Source organism: Pseudomonas sp. 13B_3.2_Bac1 (assembly GCF_025466205.1).
GTDB classification, from domain to species: Bacteria; Pseudomonadota; Gammaproteobacteria; order Pseudomonadales; family Pseudomonadaceae; genus Aquipseudomonas; species Aquipseudomonas fluorescens_H.
Map to the genome: position 1 here is coordinate 21,317 of NZ_JANLOG010000073.1, position 17,002 is coordinate 38,318.

The 17,002-nt window shown below is 61.0% G+C and carries 12 protein-coding genes; 6 read left to right on the top strand and 6 right to left on the bottom strand.

The window, feature by feature from the left end:
- The first annotated feature begins 38 nt into the window (after positions 1–38).
- Positions 39–575 (top strand): ankyrin repeat domain-containing protein, encoded by a 537-nt coding sequence (locus tag NTD85_RS11310; RefSeq protein WP_262142181.1) that lies wholly within the window; start codon positions 39–41, stop codon positions 573–575.
- 43 nt (positions 576–618) lie between these two features.
- A complete protein-coding gene (radA, locus tag NTD85_RS11315) occupies positions 619–1,986 on the top strand; it encodes a DNA repair protein RadA (RefSeq protein WP_007963764.1) in 1,368 nt (455 codons plus the stop codon).
- 192 nt (positions 1,987–2,178) lie between these two features.
- Here radA and NTD85_RS11320 read toward each other — a convergent pair whose 3' ends face one another.
- Entirely contained in the window at positions 2,179–2,547 is a 369-nt protein-coding gene (locus NTD85_RS11320; protein ID WP_103521675.1) for a PilZ domain-containing protein, read from the bottom strand.
- A 159-nt stretch (positions 2,548–2,706) separates the two neighbouring features.
- On the opposite strand from NTD85_RS11320, the gene NTD85_RS11325 reads away from it, so the two are divergent.
- From NTD85_RS11325 to yjiA, 3 genes are all read left to right on the top strand, one after another.
- A complete protein-coding gene (locus NTD85_RS11325) occupies positions 2,707–4,773 on the top strand; it encodes a carbon starvation CstA family protein (protein ID WP_003228403.1) in 2,067 nt (688 codons plus the stop codon).
- Between the two features lie 15 nt (positions 4,774–4,788).
- Positions 4,789–4,986 carry a YbdD/YjiX family protein gene (locus NTD85_RS11330; protein ID WP_003228401.1) on the top strand — a complete coding sequence of 66 codons (198 nt, stop codon included), beginning with the start codon at positions 4,789–4,791 and terminating at the stop codon, positions 4,984–4,986.
- 153 nt (positions 4,987–5,139) lie between these two features.
- Entirely contained in the window at positions 5,140–6,111 is a 972-nt protein-coding gene (yjiA, locus tag NTD85_RS11335; protein WP_262142182.1) for a GTPase, read from the top strand.
- 116 nt (positions 6,112–6,227) lie between these two features.
- Here yjiA and NTD85_RS11340 read toward each other — a convergent pair whose 3' ends face one another.
- The 5 genes from NTD85_RS11340 to morA form a co-directional block, all read right to left on the bottom strand.
- Positions 6,228–6,938: a GntR family transcriptional regulator gene (locus NTD85_RS11340; RefSeq protein ID WP_262142183.1), complete on the bottom strand. Its 711-nt coding sequence runs from the start codon at positions 6,936–6,938 to the stop codon at positions 6,228–6,230.
- A 24-nt stretch (positions 6,939–6,962) separates the two neighbouring features.
- Complete coding sequence (locus tag NTD85_RS11345) at positions 6,963–7,667, bottom strand: FadR/GntR family transcriptional regulator (protein ID WP_262142184.1); 705 nt, start codon at positions 7,665–7,667, stop codon at positions 6,963–6,965.
- Positions 7,668–7,751: 84 nt separating this feature from the next.
- A complete protein-coding gene (locus NTD85_RS11350) occupies positions 7,752–9,065 on the bottom strand; it encodes a C4-dicarboxylate transporter DctA (protein ID WP_003228396.1) in 1,314 nt (437 codons plus the stop codon).
- Positions 9,066–9,391: 326 nt separating this feature from the next.
- Entirely contained in the window at positions 9,392–10,645 is a 1,254-nt protein-coding gene (gene glyA / locus NTD85_RS11355) for a serine hydroxymethyltransferase (RefSeq protein WP_003228394.1), read from the bottom strand.
- 351 nt (positions 10,646–10,996) lie between these two features.
- Entirely contained in the window at positions 10,997–14,845 is a 3,849-nt protein-coding gene (gene morA / locus NTD85_RS11360; RefSeq protein WP_103485420.1) for a cyclic di-GMP receptor MorA, read from the bottom strand.
- A gap of 295 nt (positions 14,846–15,140) precedes the next feature.
- Between morA and ettA the strand changes: the two genes are divergently transcribed.
- Positions 15,141–16,805 carry an energy-dependent translational throttle protein EttA gene (gene ettA / locus NTD85_RS11365; protein ID WP_226501095.1) on the top strand — a complete coding sequence of 555 codons (1,665 nt, stop codon included), beginning with the start codon at positions 15,141–15,143 and terminating at the stop codon, positions 16,803–16,805.
- The last annotated feature ends 197 nt before the right edge of the window (positions 16,806–17,002 follow it).

The window sequence follows — 17,002 nt, forward strand, 5'->3', positions numbered from 1 at the left end:
GCCTGACTCAGGCCCCGTTCTGCTCAAGGAGACGGCTGATGCGATTTTGTCTGTTATTGCTGCTCGGTTGCCTGTCATTTACAGCGCTGGCCGAACAGAACGCCGAGGCGATCAAGGCCCAGTTGCAGGATTACTATTTCGATGCCGCCCGGCGTGGTGATGTGCCGATGCTCGAAACCTTTATCGAGTCCGGCTATTCCCTCGATACCCGCGACAGCAAGGGTTACACCGCTTTGATTCTGGCGGCGTATCACGGCCAGGGCGCGGCAGTTGATCGGTTACTGGCGGCGGGCGCAGATGCCTGCGCGCAGGATCAACGTGGCAACACGGCGCTGATGGGCGCGATTTTCAAAGGCGAGATGCAGATTGCCAGACGGTTGATGGCCACTGATTGCAGCCCCGATCAGCGCAATGGCGCCGGACAAACCGCTGCGATGTACGCCGGGTTGTTCAAGCGTGTCGAACTGCTCGACGCACTCAAGGCCAAGGGTGCCGACCTCAATGCCGAAGACCCGCTGGGCAACAGTGCCGCGCGTCTGGCCAACGGCGAAATCCGCACCGCCGCGCCGCGCTGAGCGGTGGCTGCGTTATCATCGCGGTTTTTGCCGGGGGATCCAGATGGCCAAGGCCAAGCGCATGTACGGCTGCACCGAGTGCGGCGCAACCTTTCCCAAGTGGGCGGGCCAGTGCGGCGAGTGCGGCGCCTGGAACACCTTGACCGAAACCATGATCGAAAGCGGCGGGGCCACGGCGCCCACCGGTCGTACCGGTTGGGCCGGGCAGCAGGCGCAGATCAAGACCCTGGCCGAAGTCAGCATCGAGGAGATTCCGCGCTTCTCCACCGCGTCCGGTGAGCTGGATCGGGTCTTGGGTGGCGGTCTGGTCGACGGTTCGGTGGTGCTGATCGGTGGTGATCCGGGCATCGGCAAGTCGACGATTCTGTTGCAGACCCTGTGCAACCTCGCCAAGAGCATGCCGGCGCTGTACGTCACCGGCGAAGAGTCCCAGCAGCAAGTGGCCATGCGCGCCCGACGTTTAGGGCTGCCTCAGGATCAATTGCGGGTGATGACCGAAACCTGCATCGAAACCATCATCGCCACGGCCCGCCAGGAAAAACCCAAGGTGATGGTGATCGACTCGATCCAGACCATTTTCACCGAACAGCTGCAATCGGCGCCGGGTGGTGTATCACAAGTGCGCGAGAGTGCGGCGTTGCTGGTGCGGTATGCCAAGCAAAGCGGTACGGCGATTTTCCTCGTCGGTCACGTCACCAAGGAAGGCGCATTGGCAGGCCCAAGGGTTCTCGAACACATGGTCGACACCGTGCTGTATTTCGAAGGCGAGTCCGATGGGCGTTTGCGTCTGTTGCGGGCGGTGAAGAACCGTTTCGGTGCGGTCAACGAACTCGGCGTGTTCGGCATGACCGACAAGGGCCTGAAAGAAGTCTCCAACCCTTCGGCGATTTTTCTGACGCGCGCTCAGGAAGAAGTCCCGGGCAGCGTGGTCATGGCCACGTGGGAGGGCACCCGGCCGATGCTGGTGGAAGTGCAGGCACTGGTCGATGACAGCCATCTGGCGAACCCCCGGCGGGTAACGCTGGGGCTGGATCAGAATCGTCTGGCGATGTTGCTGGCGGTCTTGCATCGCCATGGCGGCATTCCGACCCACGATCAGGACGTGTTCCTCAACGTGGTCGGCGGGGTGAAGGTGCTGGAAACCGCGTCCGACCTGGCGTTGATGGCGGCGGTGATGTCGAGCCTGCGCAACCGGCCGTTGCCGCATGATCTGCTGGTGTTTGGCGAAGTCGGTTTGTCCGGTGAAGTGCGTCCGGTGCCGAGCGGTCAGGAGCGCTTGAAGGAAGCGGCCAAGCATGGCTTCAAACGCGCGATCGTGCCCAAGGGCAACGCGCCGAAGGAAGCGCCGCCGGGGTTGCAGATCATCGCCGTGACCCGCCTGGAGCAGGCGCTCGACGCACTGTTCGAGTAACCGCTTACGCTCTCTCCAGCCGCAATTTCTGCCCATTCCGCGAAAATAAACTGTGGCGAGGGAGCTTGCTCCCGCTGGACTGCGCAGCAGTCCCTTGCTTTTTTAGTGAAGAGCAGGGGCCGCTTCGCGACCCAGCGGGAGCAAGCTCCCTCGCCACGGTGGCAGCGTCCCCCTTACCTGAGCAGCATTATTTTAGATTTCGATCAAGGCACCCAATTCGCGCTCAAGCTCGGTTTCATCCGCCAGATTCAGCTCGATCAACCGCCGCAAGCGCTGGATCGATTCCAGGCTGATATGCCGACAGACAAACCCCAGTTGCCCGTGATCCTCATGGGCCAGATGCACATCCATCTGAATATTCACGTCATCGCTCAGATGAATGTCGACGAAGAAATCCTGCTCCTTGTCCCCCAGCCACGGCTGCGGCTTCTCGATCAGCAAGCCCTTGAGCGACAGGTCGATCAACTTCACCGGCCAGATGAAGTGGCCCTGACTCAGCTCGGTTCTGGCATCGAACGCAATACGTTTGAAGCGACGGCGATTGGCTGGGTGTTCGCTCATGGCGCAATCCTCGGAAGAGTTCGCTGACTATAGACCCGACCGGCGGGTGGCGGCCAATCGACAAGGCGTCTAGACCAACGTCGGGGTATGGCCTTTGGCGCCGTAAGCGCTAAACTCGGGGTGGCTGTATTTCTTGTCCACCCTGGCTGGAATAATAAAATGAAAAATAATAATAGCCTGCTACGCCACTTACCCTGGCTAGTGCTGGCAATCGTAGGAGCGTGCGCCCTGGGCGTAGTGGCATTGCGCCGAGGAGAGGCGATCAACGCCTTGTGGATCGTGGTCGCGGCAGTGGCCATTTATCTGGTTGCGTATCGTTACTACAGCCTGTTCATTGCAAACAATGTGATGCAACTCGATCCGCGTCGGGCCACCCCCGCCGTGCTCAACAATGACGGTCTGGACTACGTGCCGACCAACAAACACATTCTGTTCGGTCACCACTTCGCGGCCATTGCCGGCGCAGGCCCGCTGGTCGGCCCGGTATTGGCGGCGCAGATGGGTTATCTGCCCGGCACGCTGTGGCTGATTGCCGGGGTGGTGCTGGCGGGCGCAGTGCAGGACTTCATGGTCCTGTTCATGTCGACCCGGCGCAACGGCCGTTCCCTGGGCGACATGGTGCGCGAAGAAATGGGCCGCATCCCCGGCACCATCGCCCTGTTCGGCTGCTTCCTGATCATGATCATCATCCTCGCGGTGCTGGCGCTGATCGTGGTCAAGGCACTGGCGGAGAGCCCATGGGGCATCTTCACCGTGATGGCGACCATCCCGATCGCGATGTTCATGGGCATTTACATGCGCTACATCCGTCCGGGCCGCATTGGCGAGATCTCGGTCATCGGTGTGTTGCTGCTGCTCGGTTCGATCTGGCTCGGTGGGCAGATTGCCGCTGATCCGGTGTGGGCCAAGGCCTTCAGCTTCACCGGTGTGCAAATCACCTGGATGCTGATCGGTTACGGCTTCGTTGCCGCCGTGCTGCCGGTGTGGCTGATTCTGGCGCCACGTGACTACCTCTCTACCTTCCTCAAGATCGGCACCATCATCGCCCTGGCGATCGGCATTCTGGTAACCATGCCCGAGCTGAAAATGCCGGCGCTGACCCAGTTCGTCGACGGCACCGGGCCGGTGTGGAAGGGCGGTCTGTTCCCGTTCCTGTTCATCACCATCGCCTGCGGTGCGGTGTCCGGTTTCCACGCGTTGATCGCGTCGGGTACCACGCCGAAGCTGCTGGATAACGAAACCAACGCGCGTTACATCGGTTACGGCGGCATGCTCATGGAATCGTTCGTCGCGATCATGGCCATGGTTGCCGCTTCGGTGATCGAGCCGGGCGTGTACTTCGCCATGAACAGCCCGGCCGCTGTGGTCGGTGGTGACGTGGCTTCGGTGGCGCAAATGGTCAGCAGCTGGGGCTTCGCGATCACGCCGGAGGCGCTGCAAGCGGTGGCGCATGACATCGGTGAAACCACCATCCTCGCCCGTGCCGGCGGTGCACCGACCCTGGCGGTCGGTATCGCGCAGATCCTGCACAGTGTCCTGCCGGGTGAAAACACCATGGCGTTCTGGTACCACTTTGCGATCCTGTTCGAAGCGCTGTTTATCCTGACCGCTGTGGACGCCGGTACCCGTGCCGGGCGTTTCATGCTGCAGGACCTGCTCGGCTCCTTCGTGCCGGCGCTGAAACGTACCGAATCGTGGACCGCCAACCTGATCGCCACCGCCGGTTGTGTGGCGATGTGGGGCTGGTTGCTGTATCAGGGCGTGATCGACCCGTTGGGCGGCATCAATACCCTGTGGCCACTGTTCGGTATCTCCAACCAGATGTTGGCCGGTATCGCGCTGATGCTCGGCACCGTGGTCCTGATCAAGATGAAGCGTCAGCGCTACATCTGGGTGACCCTGCTGCCAGCCGCCTGGCTGCTGATCTGCACCACCACTGCAGGCTTCATCAAGCTGTTCGACGCCAACCCGGCGATCGGCTTCCTGTCGCTGGCCAAGAAGTACAGCGATGCCCTCGCCGCCGGACAAATCATCGCGCCGGCCAAGAGCATCGATCAGATGCAGCACGTGATCTTCAACGCCTACACCAACGCAACGCTGACGGCGCTGTTCCTGTTCGTGGTGTTCAGCATCCTGTTCTATGCGCTCAAGGTCGGCATCGCCGCCTGGGGCAAAAAAGAGCGTACGGATAAAGAATCGCCATTCCAGGCCCTGCCGGACGCGTAACCAGAGGATTGCACCATGTTCAATGACCTGAGTCGCCTCGGTAAATACCTCGGTCAGGCCGCACGCCTGATGGTCGGCATGCCCGACTACGACACCTACGTCGAGCATATGCAAACCAAACACCCGGACAAACCGGTGATGAGCTACGAGATGTTCTTCCGCGAACGTCAGGAAGCGCGTTACGGTGGCAAGGGTGGGCCGAAGTGCTGTTGAGCTGACAGCCTGCGGTTGATGCAATCCCCCCTGTGGGAGCGAGCCTGCTCGCGAATACGGAGTGTCAGTTGATGAATGATTTGACTGACACACCGCTTTCGCGAGCAAGCCCGCTCCCACATTTGTTTTGTGTTTCTTTCAGGAGATCGTGTTTTGTCTTCTCCCATACCTGTCACGGTACTCAGCGGTTTCCTCGGTGCCGGCAAGACCACCTTGCTGCGCCATCTGCTTAAAGCCGAGCACGGCCTGAAAATCGCCGTGATCGAAAACGAATTCAGCGACGCCGGCATCGACACCCAGTTGCTCGGCGACGAACCGGTGCAAGTCATGACGTTGGCCAACGGCTGCGTCTGCTGCACCATCCACACCGATTTGACCAAGGCCCTGTACCTGTTGCTCGAACGCCTGGACAGCGGTGAAATTGCCTTCGACCGGCTGGTGATCGAGTGCACCGGTCTGGCCGACCCGGCCCCGGTAGCGCAGACCTTTTTTATCGACGAAGAACTGCGCGAACGCTATCTGCTCGACGGCATCATCACCCTGGTGGATGCGGCTCACGCCGACCAGCACCTGGCCCAGACCATCGCCCAGGCGCAGATCGGTTTCGCCGACCGCCTGCTGGTGAGCAAGACCGATCTGGTGGATGAGGCCACGTTCACCGCGTTGAGCGAACGCCTGACCCGGATCAATCGTCGCGCGCCGATCCGCGTGGTCGAGCATGGCAACATCGATCTGGCCGAACTGCTCGACGTGCGTGGTTTCAACCTCAATGCCGACCTCGGCGGCGGGGTGAGCCTGCGTCCGGTGAGCAAGGCGCCTTCCATCGACCGCATCTCCAGTCTGGTGCTGCGCACTGACCAGCCACTGGATATCGATCAACTCAGCGAGTTCATGAATGAGCTGCTGGAAGAACACGGCAAGCAGTTGTTGCGCTACAAGGGCGTGTTGAACATCGCTGGCGAGGATCGGCGGCTGGTGTTTCAGGGCGTACTGAAACTCTACGGCTTTGATTGGGACACCGAGTGGGCCGAGGGTGAAGCGCGGGAAAGTGTGATTGTGTTTATTGCCGATGATTTGCCGGAAGAGAAGATTCGGGCGGGGTTTGCCAAAGTGACTTCTGCCTGATGGTTATTCGGCGCCAGGGCTGACGCCTTCGCGAGCAAGCCCGCTCCCACAGTAGGCCGCATTCTGTCAGGAGGAATGCAATTCACTGTGGGAGCGGGCTTGCTCGCGAAGGCGATCTAACCGGCGACACGATGCTCAAGGGCTGTACCCAGCAAAGTCTGCTCAAGATGATCCAGGTGTTGATTCATCAGTCGCTCAGCCATGGACACATCCCCAGACGCGACCGCCTCGACAATCGCCAGATGCTCCTGCCACGCGCAGCACCCCGGCGTCGATCCACCACACCGCGCAATCGCCAGCGACGTCAACGGCACCAGGCTGCCAAGGAAATGCGCCAACGGTGCATTGCCCGCCATTTGCGCCAACTGCAGATGAAACTCGCCGGACAACCGAATCGCCGCCGCACGCCGCTCCTGAACCACGGCCAGGCGTTCGCGTTCGACCAGTGCACGCAAGCGTTTCAAACCCTCGGGTGATGCATTCTGACAAGCCAGGCGCACCAGTGTCGCTTCGGTCAGGCGCCGCGCATGCAGGGTTTGTCGGGTCTGCTCGGCATCCGGTGCGGCCACCCGTGGCCGATGATTGGCGCGCAGCACAATCACCTGCTCATGCGATAACTGCGTCAGTACCCGGCGCACATCGGCGCGGCTGACCCCGAACATCTGCTTGAGACTGTCTTCGGTGAAGCGGCTGGCCGGATCGATTCGCTGGTCCAGAATCGCGTCGAACAGCCGCGGGTACAGATCATCTGCCGGCGTCCGCAGGCGGGAGAAGGGCAGGGGCGCCGACATCTGACGAGTGTGCGGCGACGTGGCAAGGCTGTTCATGGCCGGTCTCCAGTGTGAAGAAAGTCAGTTGCTGAGGTGGTCATCCGGAATGTTCAACTCAAAGCCCATGCGCTGACCTTCGCGCAGAATGTGCCGGCGCATTTCGGCGCTGGCCTGGGCGCTGTTCTTGCTGCGGATCGCGCGCACCACCGCTTCGTTTTCTTCCAGGCGTTCGGCCAGATGCTCAGGTGAATTGCGCAGCACTTCGGCGCTTTGCTTGAGCGCGTTGCTGGTCTGCTGCACCACGCTCTGAAAGATCGGGTTCGAGGTCAGGGTGAACAGCTCTTCGTGGAAGGCGATGTAGGCGCTCACCCCGGCTTCGCTGTCGCCCGCTTCAAGGGCTTCGCGCATGTCCATCAGGGTCAGGCGCAATTGCCCGACTTCCTTGCTGCTGATCGACTGCGCGACCAGCCCGACGATGAACGGCTCAAGGGTGTAACGCAGTTGCAGCACGTCTTCGAGGCTGGCGCCGGCCACCGCGCTGTCGTGGCTCTGGCTGTCGCTGAGTTGGGCGTCGAGCACCACCACGCCTTTGCCCGGCATCGAGCGTACCAGGCCAAGGGTTTCCAGAACGATCACCGCTTCGCGCAGGCTCGGACGGCTGATGCCCAGTTGTTCGGCCAGTTCACGCTGACCCGGCAGCATGTCGCCGGAGCGCCACTGACCGCGGGCCAGCGCTGCGCGCAGTTTTTCTACGACTGAGTTGACGACGGTTGATGTGGTTATCACTTGTCTAGCTCCGTAAGCCCATAGGGGATGCCGCAAACGAGATCAAAAGATCGCAGCCTGCGGCAGCTCCTGCGGGGTTGAAAATCAGAACTCTTGCTGGTGCGCCGGAGTTCCGGTTTTACGCGGTTGAAAGGTGTAGCCCTGCTGACCGCTGAGTACTTTGTTTGCGCGTTGCACATCGATGTCCTTTTCCCAACGGGCGATGGCCACGGTGGCGACGCAGTTGCCGATCAGGTTGGTCAGCGCCCGGCCAATGCCCATGAACCAGTCCACCGCCAGTACCAGCACCAGCCCGACCACCGGAATCGCCGGGATCGCCGTCAGCGTCGCCGCGAGAATCACCAGCGCCGAGCCGGGAATGCCGTGGGCGCCTTTCGAAGTGATCAGCGATACCAGCAGAATCGTCAACAGGTCGGTCATTGCCAGTGGCGTACCGGTGGCGTTGGCGATGAACACGATGGCCAGGGTCAGGTAGATCGAAAAGCCGTCGAGGTTGAACGAGTAACCGGTGGGAATCACCAGCCCGACGGTCGAGCTGCCGATGCCTAGGTGTTCCAGTTTGCGCATGATCTGTGGCAGCACGGCGTCGGAAGAAGCGGTGCCCATGACGATCAGCAATTCTTCACGCAGGTACTTGAGCAGTGGCCACAGGCGCAGGCCGGACGCACGCATCACCAGCCCTAGAATCACGCTGACGAATGCCATGCAGGTCAGGTAGAACAAGCCCACCAGACTGCCCAGATGTTGCAGTGAATCGAGGCCGTATTTGCTGGTGGTGAAGGCGATGGCGCCGAAAACGCCGATCGGTGCCAGACGCACGATCATGCCCATGATCCGGAAAATCACATGGCTCAGTTCGTTGATCAGCCGCGAGATCCCGGAGGCCGCTTCACCGACTAGATTCAACGCACTGCCGAACAGCACCGAGAACAGCAGCACTTGCAGAATGTTGTTGTCGGCGAAGGCACCGATTACCGAGGTCGGGATCAGGTCCATCAGGAACTGCGTGGTGGTGTGCATGTGCTGACCGCGCTCGGCGATATCGCCCATGTCGGCGGCGGACAACTGCTCCAGATGGATATTCGCGCCGCTGCCGATTCCGGTGCTGAAAGCGAACACCAGACCGATCACCAGGGCGATGGTGGTCAGCACTTCAAAGTAGATCACCGACTTGAGGCCGATGCGCCCGACCTTCTTCAGATCGCCCGCGCCGCTGATGCCGCTGACCACCACGCAGAACACGATCAGGCCGATGAGCATCTTGATCAGTTTGATGAAGCCGTCGCCCAACGGTTTGAGCTGAGCGGAATATTCGGGAAGGGTCAGCCCGCAGATGATGCCGAGCACCAGTCCGAGAACCACTTGGAGGAAGATTGAACGCGAGCACCATCTGAGCATGGGAGGAATCCTGGTCGGTGTCCTGGCTGCCGTGTGCGGGGCACATCAGATTCAGGACTTAATTATTGTGGTCTTACCGGTATGTCCAGTGCAGGCGCAGTCTACGCTCGGTTTTTTCGGGATGACAAGTGAAAATCGCTAAATTGGCATGACCGGTCTGACCAGTGGCCAGAAATCAAAAGATCGCAGCCTTCGGCAGCTCCTACAGGTGAGCGCATTCCAAATGTAGGAGCTGCCGAAGGCTGCGATCTTTTGATCTTTCCGACGGGCGAAAAAAAACCGGCCATCGCTGGCCGGTTTTTCATGCTGCGGATTTAACGTCGCGATTACGCGCCGTATACCGGCAGTTTCTTGCAGATGGCTTTGACTTTCTCGCGAACGGCGTCGATCACCGCTTCGTTGTTCAGGTCAGCCAGGATGTCGCAGATCCAGCCGGCCAGCTCTTTGCACTCGGCTTCCTTGAAACCGCGAGTGGTCACAGCCGGGGTGCCGAAGCGCAGGCCGGAGGTGACGAACGGCGAGCGTGGGTCGTTAGGCACGGAGTTCTTGTTCACGGTGATGAACGCTTTGCCCAGAGCGGCGTCGGCGTCTTTACCGGAGATGTCCTGCTTGATCAGCGACAGCAGGAACAGGTGGTTCTTGGTGCCACCGGAAACTACGTCGAAACCGCGCTCGATGAACACTTCGGCCATGGCCTGGGCGTTCTTCACCACTTGTTCCTGGTAAGCCTTGAACTCAGGCTGCAGTGCTTCCTTGAAGCAGATCGCTTTAGCGGCGATCACGTGCTCCAGCGGGCCACCCTGGGCGCCCGGGAATACTGCGGAGTTCAGCTTCTTCTCGATCTCGGCGTTGGCGCGCGCCAGGATCAGACCGCCACGAGGACCGCGCAGGGTCTTGTGCGTGGTGGTGGTGACCACGTCAGCGAATGGCACCGGGTTCGGGTAGACGCCAGCGGCGACCAGACCGGCCACGTGCGCCATGTCGACGAACAGGTAGGCACCGACCTTGTCAGCGATGGCGCGGAAGCGCGGGAAGTCGAGGATCTGCGAGTAGGCAGAGAAACCGGCCACGATCATTTTCGGCTTGTGCTCAACCGCCAGGCGCTCGACTTCGTCGTAGTCGATCAGGCCGTTGGCGTCGATGCCGTACTGCACGGCGTTGTACAGCTTGCCGGAGGAGGAAACGCTGGCACCGTGAGTCAGGTGACCACCGTGGGCCAGGCTCATGCCCAGAATGGTGTCGCCACCTTGCAGCAGGGCCAGGTAGACAGCGGCGTTGGCTTGCGAACCGGCGTGCGGCTGAACGTTGGCGTAATCGGCGCCGAACAGCTCTTTGGCGCGGTCGATGGCCAGTTGTTCAACAACGTCGACGTACTCGCAACCACCGTAGTAGCGCTTGCCCGGGTAGCCTTCGGCGTACTTGTTGGTCAGTACCGAGCCTTGAGCTTCCATCACCGCAGGGCTGGTGTAGTTTTCCGAAGCGATCAGCTCAATGTGCTCTTCCTGGCGCTGAGCTTCTTGCTCCATGGCGGCAAAGAGATCGGCGTCGTACTTGGCAATAGTCAAATCACGGCTGAACATGGCGGTCCTCAAGGATCGGGGGCAGAAAAGGGGGGCATTCTAACCCAATGGGTTTTGGATGGCATATGAAACGACATCATGTCGCAGACAAGTGGCGTTCATGACAGATGTGCGGTGCTTTTGAAGGCCTCCACAATGGCCGCGTTTCAACCGAAGAATACTGATCTACGGCAAGTCCTTGGGCGAGCCAGCCTGCTGGGGATGACTGCACCGCAGATTTTTCATGCGTCTGTACCGGCCCTTTCGCGAGCAAGCCCGCTCCCACCTTTGAGCCGGTTCCTTCAGGAAAAATGCGGTCCACTGTGGGAGCGGGCTTGCTCGCGAAGGCGTCATGAGCGGCACCGCAAAAATTCAGTCGAACATGAAGAGGGCATCATTGCTGAACTGCGCCTCGAACCGGCTCGCCGGCATCGGTCGTCCGAACAGGTAACCCTGCACTTCATCGCAGCCGTGCTCGCGCAGGAAGTCCAGTTGTTCATGGGTTTCCACGCCTTCGGCGATCACCGCCAGATTGAGGCTGTGGGCCATGGCGATGATCGCGCGGGCGATCTGCGCGTCCTGCTCGCCGGACGGCAGGCCGTCGACGAAGGTGCGGTCGATCTTCAGCACGTCGATCGGGAATTGCTTGAGGTAGTTCAGCGACGAATAACCGGTGCCGAAGTCATCGACCGCGATGCTCAGGCCAAGGTTTTTCAGCCCGGCGAGGATCTGCATCGCCTCGCTGACTTCGCGCATCAGGATACTTTCGGTCAGTTCCAGCTCCAGGCACGCCGGTGGCAGCCCGGTTTCGCGCAGGATGGTGGCGATACGCGTGCCGAGCTGGCCGTCGGAGAACTGCCGCGCCGAGATGTTCACCGAGACCTTCGGCACGCGCACGCGGTTCTGGTGCCAGGTCTTGAGCTGACGGCAGGCTTCGCTGATCACCCAGTCGCCGACGTCGACCACCAGACCCAGCTCTTCCAGCACCGGAATGAAATCCCCCGGCGGCACCAGTCCACGACGCGGATGACGCCAGCGCAGCAGCGCTTCGGCGCCGGTCAGGCGTTTGCCGTCGCCGCTGAACTGCGGCTGGTAATACAGGACGAATTCGTTCTGCTCCAGCGCATGGCGCAGGTCGCTTTCCAGCTCCAGACGTTCCAGCGCACTGGCGTTCATGTCGGCCTGATAGAACTGGAAATTGTTCTTGCCGCGCTCCTTGGCGTGATACATCGCGGTGTCGGCGTTCTTCATCAGCTGGCTGAGTTCGTTACCGTCTTGCGGGCTCAGGGCGATGCCGATACTGGCGGTGACGAAGAACTCGCGACCTTCCAGCACGAACGGTCGCACCAGGCTGGCGAGAATCTGCTCGGCCACGTGAATCGCCCGGTTCAGCGCCATTTCGCGGCTGGAGCGGTGTTGCAGGAGCAAGGTGAACTCGTCGCCGCCCATGCGCGCCACGGTGTCGTCATCGTCGACGCAGGCCAGCAGCCGCGTGGCCATGTCTTTCAACATGCGGTCGCCAGCAGCATGGCCGAGCGAGTCGTTGATCGGCTTGAAGCGGTCGAGATCGAGGAACATCAGCACCACCCACGACTTCTGCCGTTCGGCCGATTGCAGCGCAGTGTGCAGGCGATCCTGGAACAGTGTGCGGTTCGGCAGGTGGGTCAGGGCGTCGTAGTAGGCGAGGCGGTGGATGCGTTGTTCGCTGGCCTTGCGCTCGCTGATGTCGCTGAAGAAGCACACGTAACTGGCGAGGTCGCCTTCATCGTCGAGTACCGCCGTGATGCCGACCCACGCCGGGTAATGCTCGCCGTTGCGGCGCTTGAGCCAGACTTCACCTTCCCAGGTGCTGTGCTGGTGCAGTTGCTTGAGCACATAGCGCAGGTGCGCGTCCTGTTGCTCGTCGACGGTGAGCATGTTCGGCAACTGATCGAGCACTTCCGATACCGCGTAACCGCTGACCCGGCTGAACGCTTCGTTGGCCTGCACGATGTAACCGGCGGGGTCGGTGATCAGGATCGCCGAAGTCGAGTGCTCGAATACCGTGGCCGCCATGCGCAGGTCTTTCTCGGCGCGGCGTTGCTGGCTGATGTCGCGGCCGACACCGAGCACGCCTTCGAACGCGCCGTGTTCGTCCCACACCAGCACCAGACGCAGCTCGATCGGGATCTTGCGGCCGTCGGCGCGCAGGCAGTCGAACAGGAACATCTGGGTCTGCACCTGGTTGCGCAACACTGCCAGTTGTTCAGGTTTGTCGAGCGCTTTGCTGACCCGATCCATCAAGGAGTAGATGCCGCTCAGTTGCTGCGGGTTGGCGATGGTCGATTGCCAGCCGTTCTGGAAAATCCACTCGGCGTCGTAGCCGAGTACCGCTTGCACTGACGGGCTGACGTAGTTCAGCGACAGCTTGCTGTCGGTGGAGAAGATCACGTCGCTGATGCTTTCGGCGAGCATGCGGTAGCGTTGTTCGCTGTCGCGCAGGGATTCACTGGCCTCGATCTGCTCGGTGATGTCCTTGGCCACGCCGATGATCCGCGTGACCTGATCGTGCTTGTCGCGGGCCAGCGCCTGTTCGCGGATGTCGAAGCGCCGCCACTCGCCATCGCGATGTCGGAAACGCAGTTGGCATTGCAACAACTGGCTGTAACCGGCGTGACGCTGCATCTGCCGCGAGCGATGGTAGTAGTCGGCGTCCTCCGGGTGCAGGAGGATTTCCCAGAAGTACTCGCCCATCTGATGCAGTTCGGTGCGGTTGTACCCGAGGGTCTGGCCGAGGTGGTGGTTGCTGAAAATCATCCGCTGGCTGATCACGTCCTGCACATACAGATGATCCGGCACGGTGCGCACCACGTCCGACCAGAAGCCTTCGCGTTCCAGCAGCGACAGTTCGATCAGCTTGCGGCTGGTGATGTCGTTGATGCTGAGGATCACCGCTTTATAGTCGTGCTGTTCTTCAGGCAGGCGCAGGACCATCCACAGGTGCTGATCGCGCCCGTTGATGTCCGGCAATTTGATTTCCAGTTCCAGCTGTTTTTGTTGCTGCAGAACAGCGTCGAGCACCTGGTTGCCGATGGCGCACTGGCTGTGCGGATGACCGTCGATCAGCAACTGCCAGGCGTGCTCGCAGGAATTGACATTGAGCAGTTGCAGCGCCACCTGATTGACCTCGGTGACGCGCAGTTCTTGCAGCAGTTGCTGGCGCTGGGCCGGTTGGTCGAGCCAGGCCTTGAGCTGGTCGCTGGTCTGGATCTGCGCCTTGTCGAACACCTGCTTGAGGCCGGACAGGTCGAGCACGCACAACGCCACGCCAGTGCCTTCGAAAATGTCCTGATAGCGCCGGCGACCTTCATGCAACTGGCGCTGACGGCGACGCATGTTGAGCAGCGCGATCACCGGCAGCATCGAGAACGCCAGACCCAGCAGGCATTTGCCGATGAACGCCGGTAGCAGTTCTTCGAGCACGCGCTGGCGGTCGAACAGCCCGCGCAACTGCCAGTCGCTGCTGCTCAGCGGCACGGTGAGCACGGTGTTGGCCATGTCGTCCGGACTCAGCACGCCGGGCCTGGCTGAGGACAGCGCTTCGTCGCGGCTGATGATCTGATGGTTGAGACGGTTTTCCACCAGCCACAACGGGCGGATGCCGGTTTCGCCCTGCTTGGTCAGCGAGTCGAAGAAGGTCGGGGTCAGGCGCAAAACCCAGTAGCCGCGCGTGCTGCCGCTGGCCTGATGCAATAACAGATGCACTACCGAGCCGTCGTCGGCGTTGCTGAAGTAATGCGCCTGGGCGCGGCTGCGGCGCACCAGTTCACCGAGGTAATCGGCGTCGTGGCTGTCGCTGGCGCTGTCGTTGATGATTTTCCCGGACGGGCTGAGCAGGGCCAGGCTGCGCAGGTCGGGCAGCGATTGCTGGAGCTTGCGCAGCAGTGCCTGCTGTTCGTCGGACGACTGCGGCTGTTCGACGATCGGTAACAGGTTGAGGGCGATCTGCGCATTCAGCGACATGTTCAGGCTGACCTGCGAGGCGAGGTCGGCGGTGTAGTCGATGGTGTACTGGCGCTGGTTTTTCTGGGTCTCGCGCAGTTGATCGAGCAACTGCCAGAACAGCAATGCCAGCAGCAAAAGTACCAGCGTCGCCAATGCACCCTTCAGTGTTCCGCGCAGGGGCGAGCCGGTCCCCGGATTGGACGCGCTCACAGAAGCTGGCGGGGTAACGTTGGACAAGCTGTAATCCTGCGGTTTGGCTGGACTGGCGCGACGTGCACTATAAGCCGGACGCCCGAAGGGCGGCTAGCATGCCTTGAGTTGTGGCGAAGTGCCAGCCCCACTCGGCTGGACTGCCTTCCGTCATTAAGGTAGCTTTGCCGGTTACGCGGGAGCGTTCCAGCTCCTAGACTCAGACTTTATTCCGCGCGCACGCATTGATGGCCATCAAGTGGTCTAGTGAACGACGCGCATCGGTCTGGCCGGGCATCGCCTGCGCTCCAATCATTCATCTGTCACTGACCCAAGGTTCTCCATGGCTCAATACGTCTTCACCATGCATCGGCTGGGCAAAGTTGTTCCGCCGAAGCGGGAAATCCTGAAAAACATTTCGCTGTCGTTCTTCCCCGGCGCCAAGATCGGCGTACTCGGCCTCAACGGTTCGGGTAAGTCCACGCTGCTGAAAATCATGGCCGGCGTCGACACCGAGTTCGAGGGCGAAGCCCGTCCGATGCCGGACCTGAACATCGGTTATCTGCCGCAAGAGCCACAACTTGATCCGACCAAGACTGTGCGTGAAGTGGTCGAGGAAGCGGTCAGCGTGATCAAGGACGCGCAAGCGCGTCTGGACGAGGTCTACGCCGCTTACGCCGATCCGGATGCCGACTTCGACAAGCTGGCTGCCGAACAGGCCAAGCTCGAAGCGATCCTGCAGGCCAGCGATGGTCACAACCTGGAGCGTCAACTGGAAGTCGCGGCCGACGCCCTGCGTCTGCCGGCCTGGGACGCCAAGGTCGAACACCTGTCCGGTGGTGAAAAACGTCGTGTGGCCCTGTGCCGTCTGCTGCTGTCCGCCCCGGACATGCTGCTGCTCGACGAACCGACCAACCACTTGGACGCTGATTCGGTGGCGTGGCTGGAGCACTTCCTGCACGACTTCCCGGGCACCGTGGTCGCGATCACGCACGACCGGTACTTCCTCGACAACGTCGCCGGCTGGATTCTGGAGCTCGACCGCGGCGCGGGCATTCCTTACGAGGGCAACTACTCGGGTTGGCTCGAAGCCAAGTCCGATCGTCTGGCGGCCGAATCCAAGCAGCAGTCGGCTCACGAAAAAGCCATGAAGGAAGAACTGGAGTGGGTGCGCAAAGGCGCCAAGGCCCGCCAGTCGAAATCCAAGGCTCGTCTGCAACGCTTCGAAGAAATGCAGTCGCAGGAATTCCAGAAGCGTTCGGAAACCAACGAGATCTACATCCCGGCCGGTCCGCGTCTGGGCGACAAGGTCATCGAGTTCAAGAACGTCACCAAGGGCTACGGCGATCGCGTGCTGATCGACAACCTGTCGTTCTCCATGCCGAAGGGCGCCATTGTCGGCGTGATCGGTGGTAACGGTGCCGGTAAGTCGACCCTGTTCCGCATGCTGATGGGCAAGGAAACTCCGGATTCCGGCACCATCGAAATCGGCGAAACCGTGCAACTGGCCTGCGTTGACCAGAGCCGCGAAGACCTCGACGGCAGCAAGACCGTGTTCCAGCAGATCTCCGACGGTTCCGATCAGATCCGCATCGGCAACTACGAGATCCCGTCGCGCACTTACGTCGGTCGCTTCAACTTCAAGGGCGGCGACCAGCAGAAGTTCGTCAAGGACCTGTCCGGTGGTGAGCGCGGTCGTCTGCACCTGGCGCTGACCCTGAAGGAGGGCGGCAACGTCCTGCTGCTCGACGAACCGTCCAACGACCTCGACGTTGAAACCCTGCGTTCGCTGGAAGAAGCCCTGCTGGACTTCCCGGGCGCCGCCATTGTGATCTCTCACGATCGCTGGTTCCTGGACCGCGTCGCGACGCACATCCTGGCGTACGAAGACGACTCGCAAGCAGTGTTCTTCGAAGGTAACTACACCGAGTACGAAGCCGACCGCAAAAAGCGCCTCGGCGAAGCGGCCGCCCAGCCACATCGGGTACGCCACAAGAAACTGGCCTGATATCAGGCTGGTTGGATGAAAAAGAGCGGAGCCTTCGGGCTCCGTTTTTTTTTGCCTGGGTTTTTCAGATGCAACCGAGTCGAACCCTTCGCGAGCAAGCTCGCTCCCACAGGGGAGCGCATTTCAAGTGTGGGAGCGAGCTTGCTCGCGAAGGCGGTATAACTGTTGGTGCATCACTTCAATCTGATCTCCCCAAT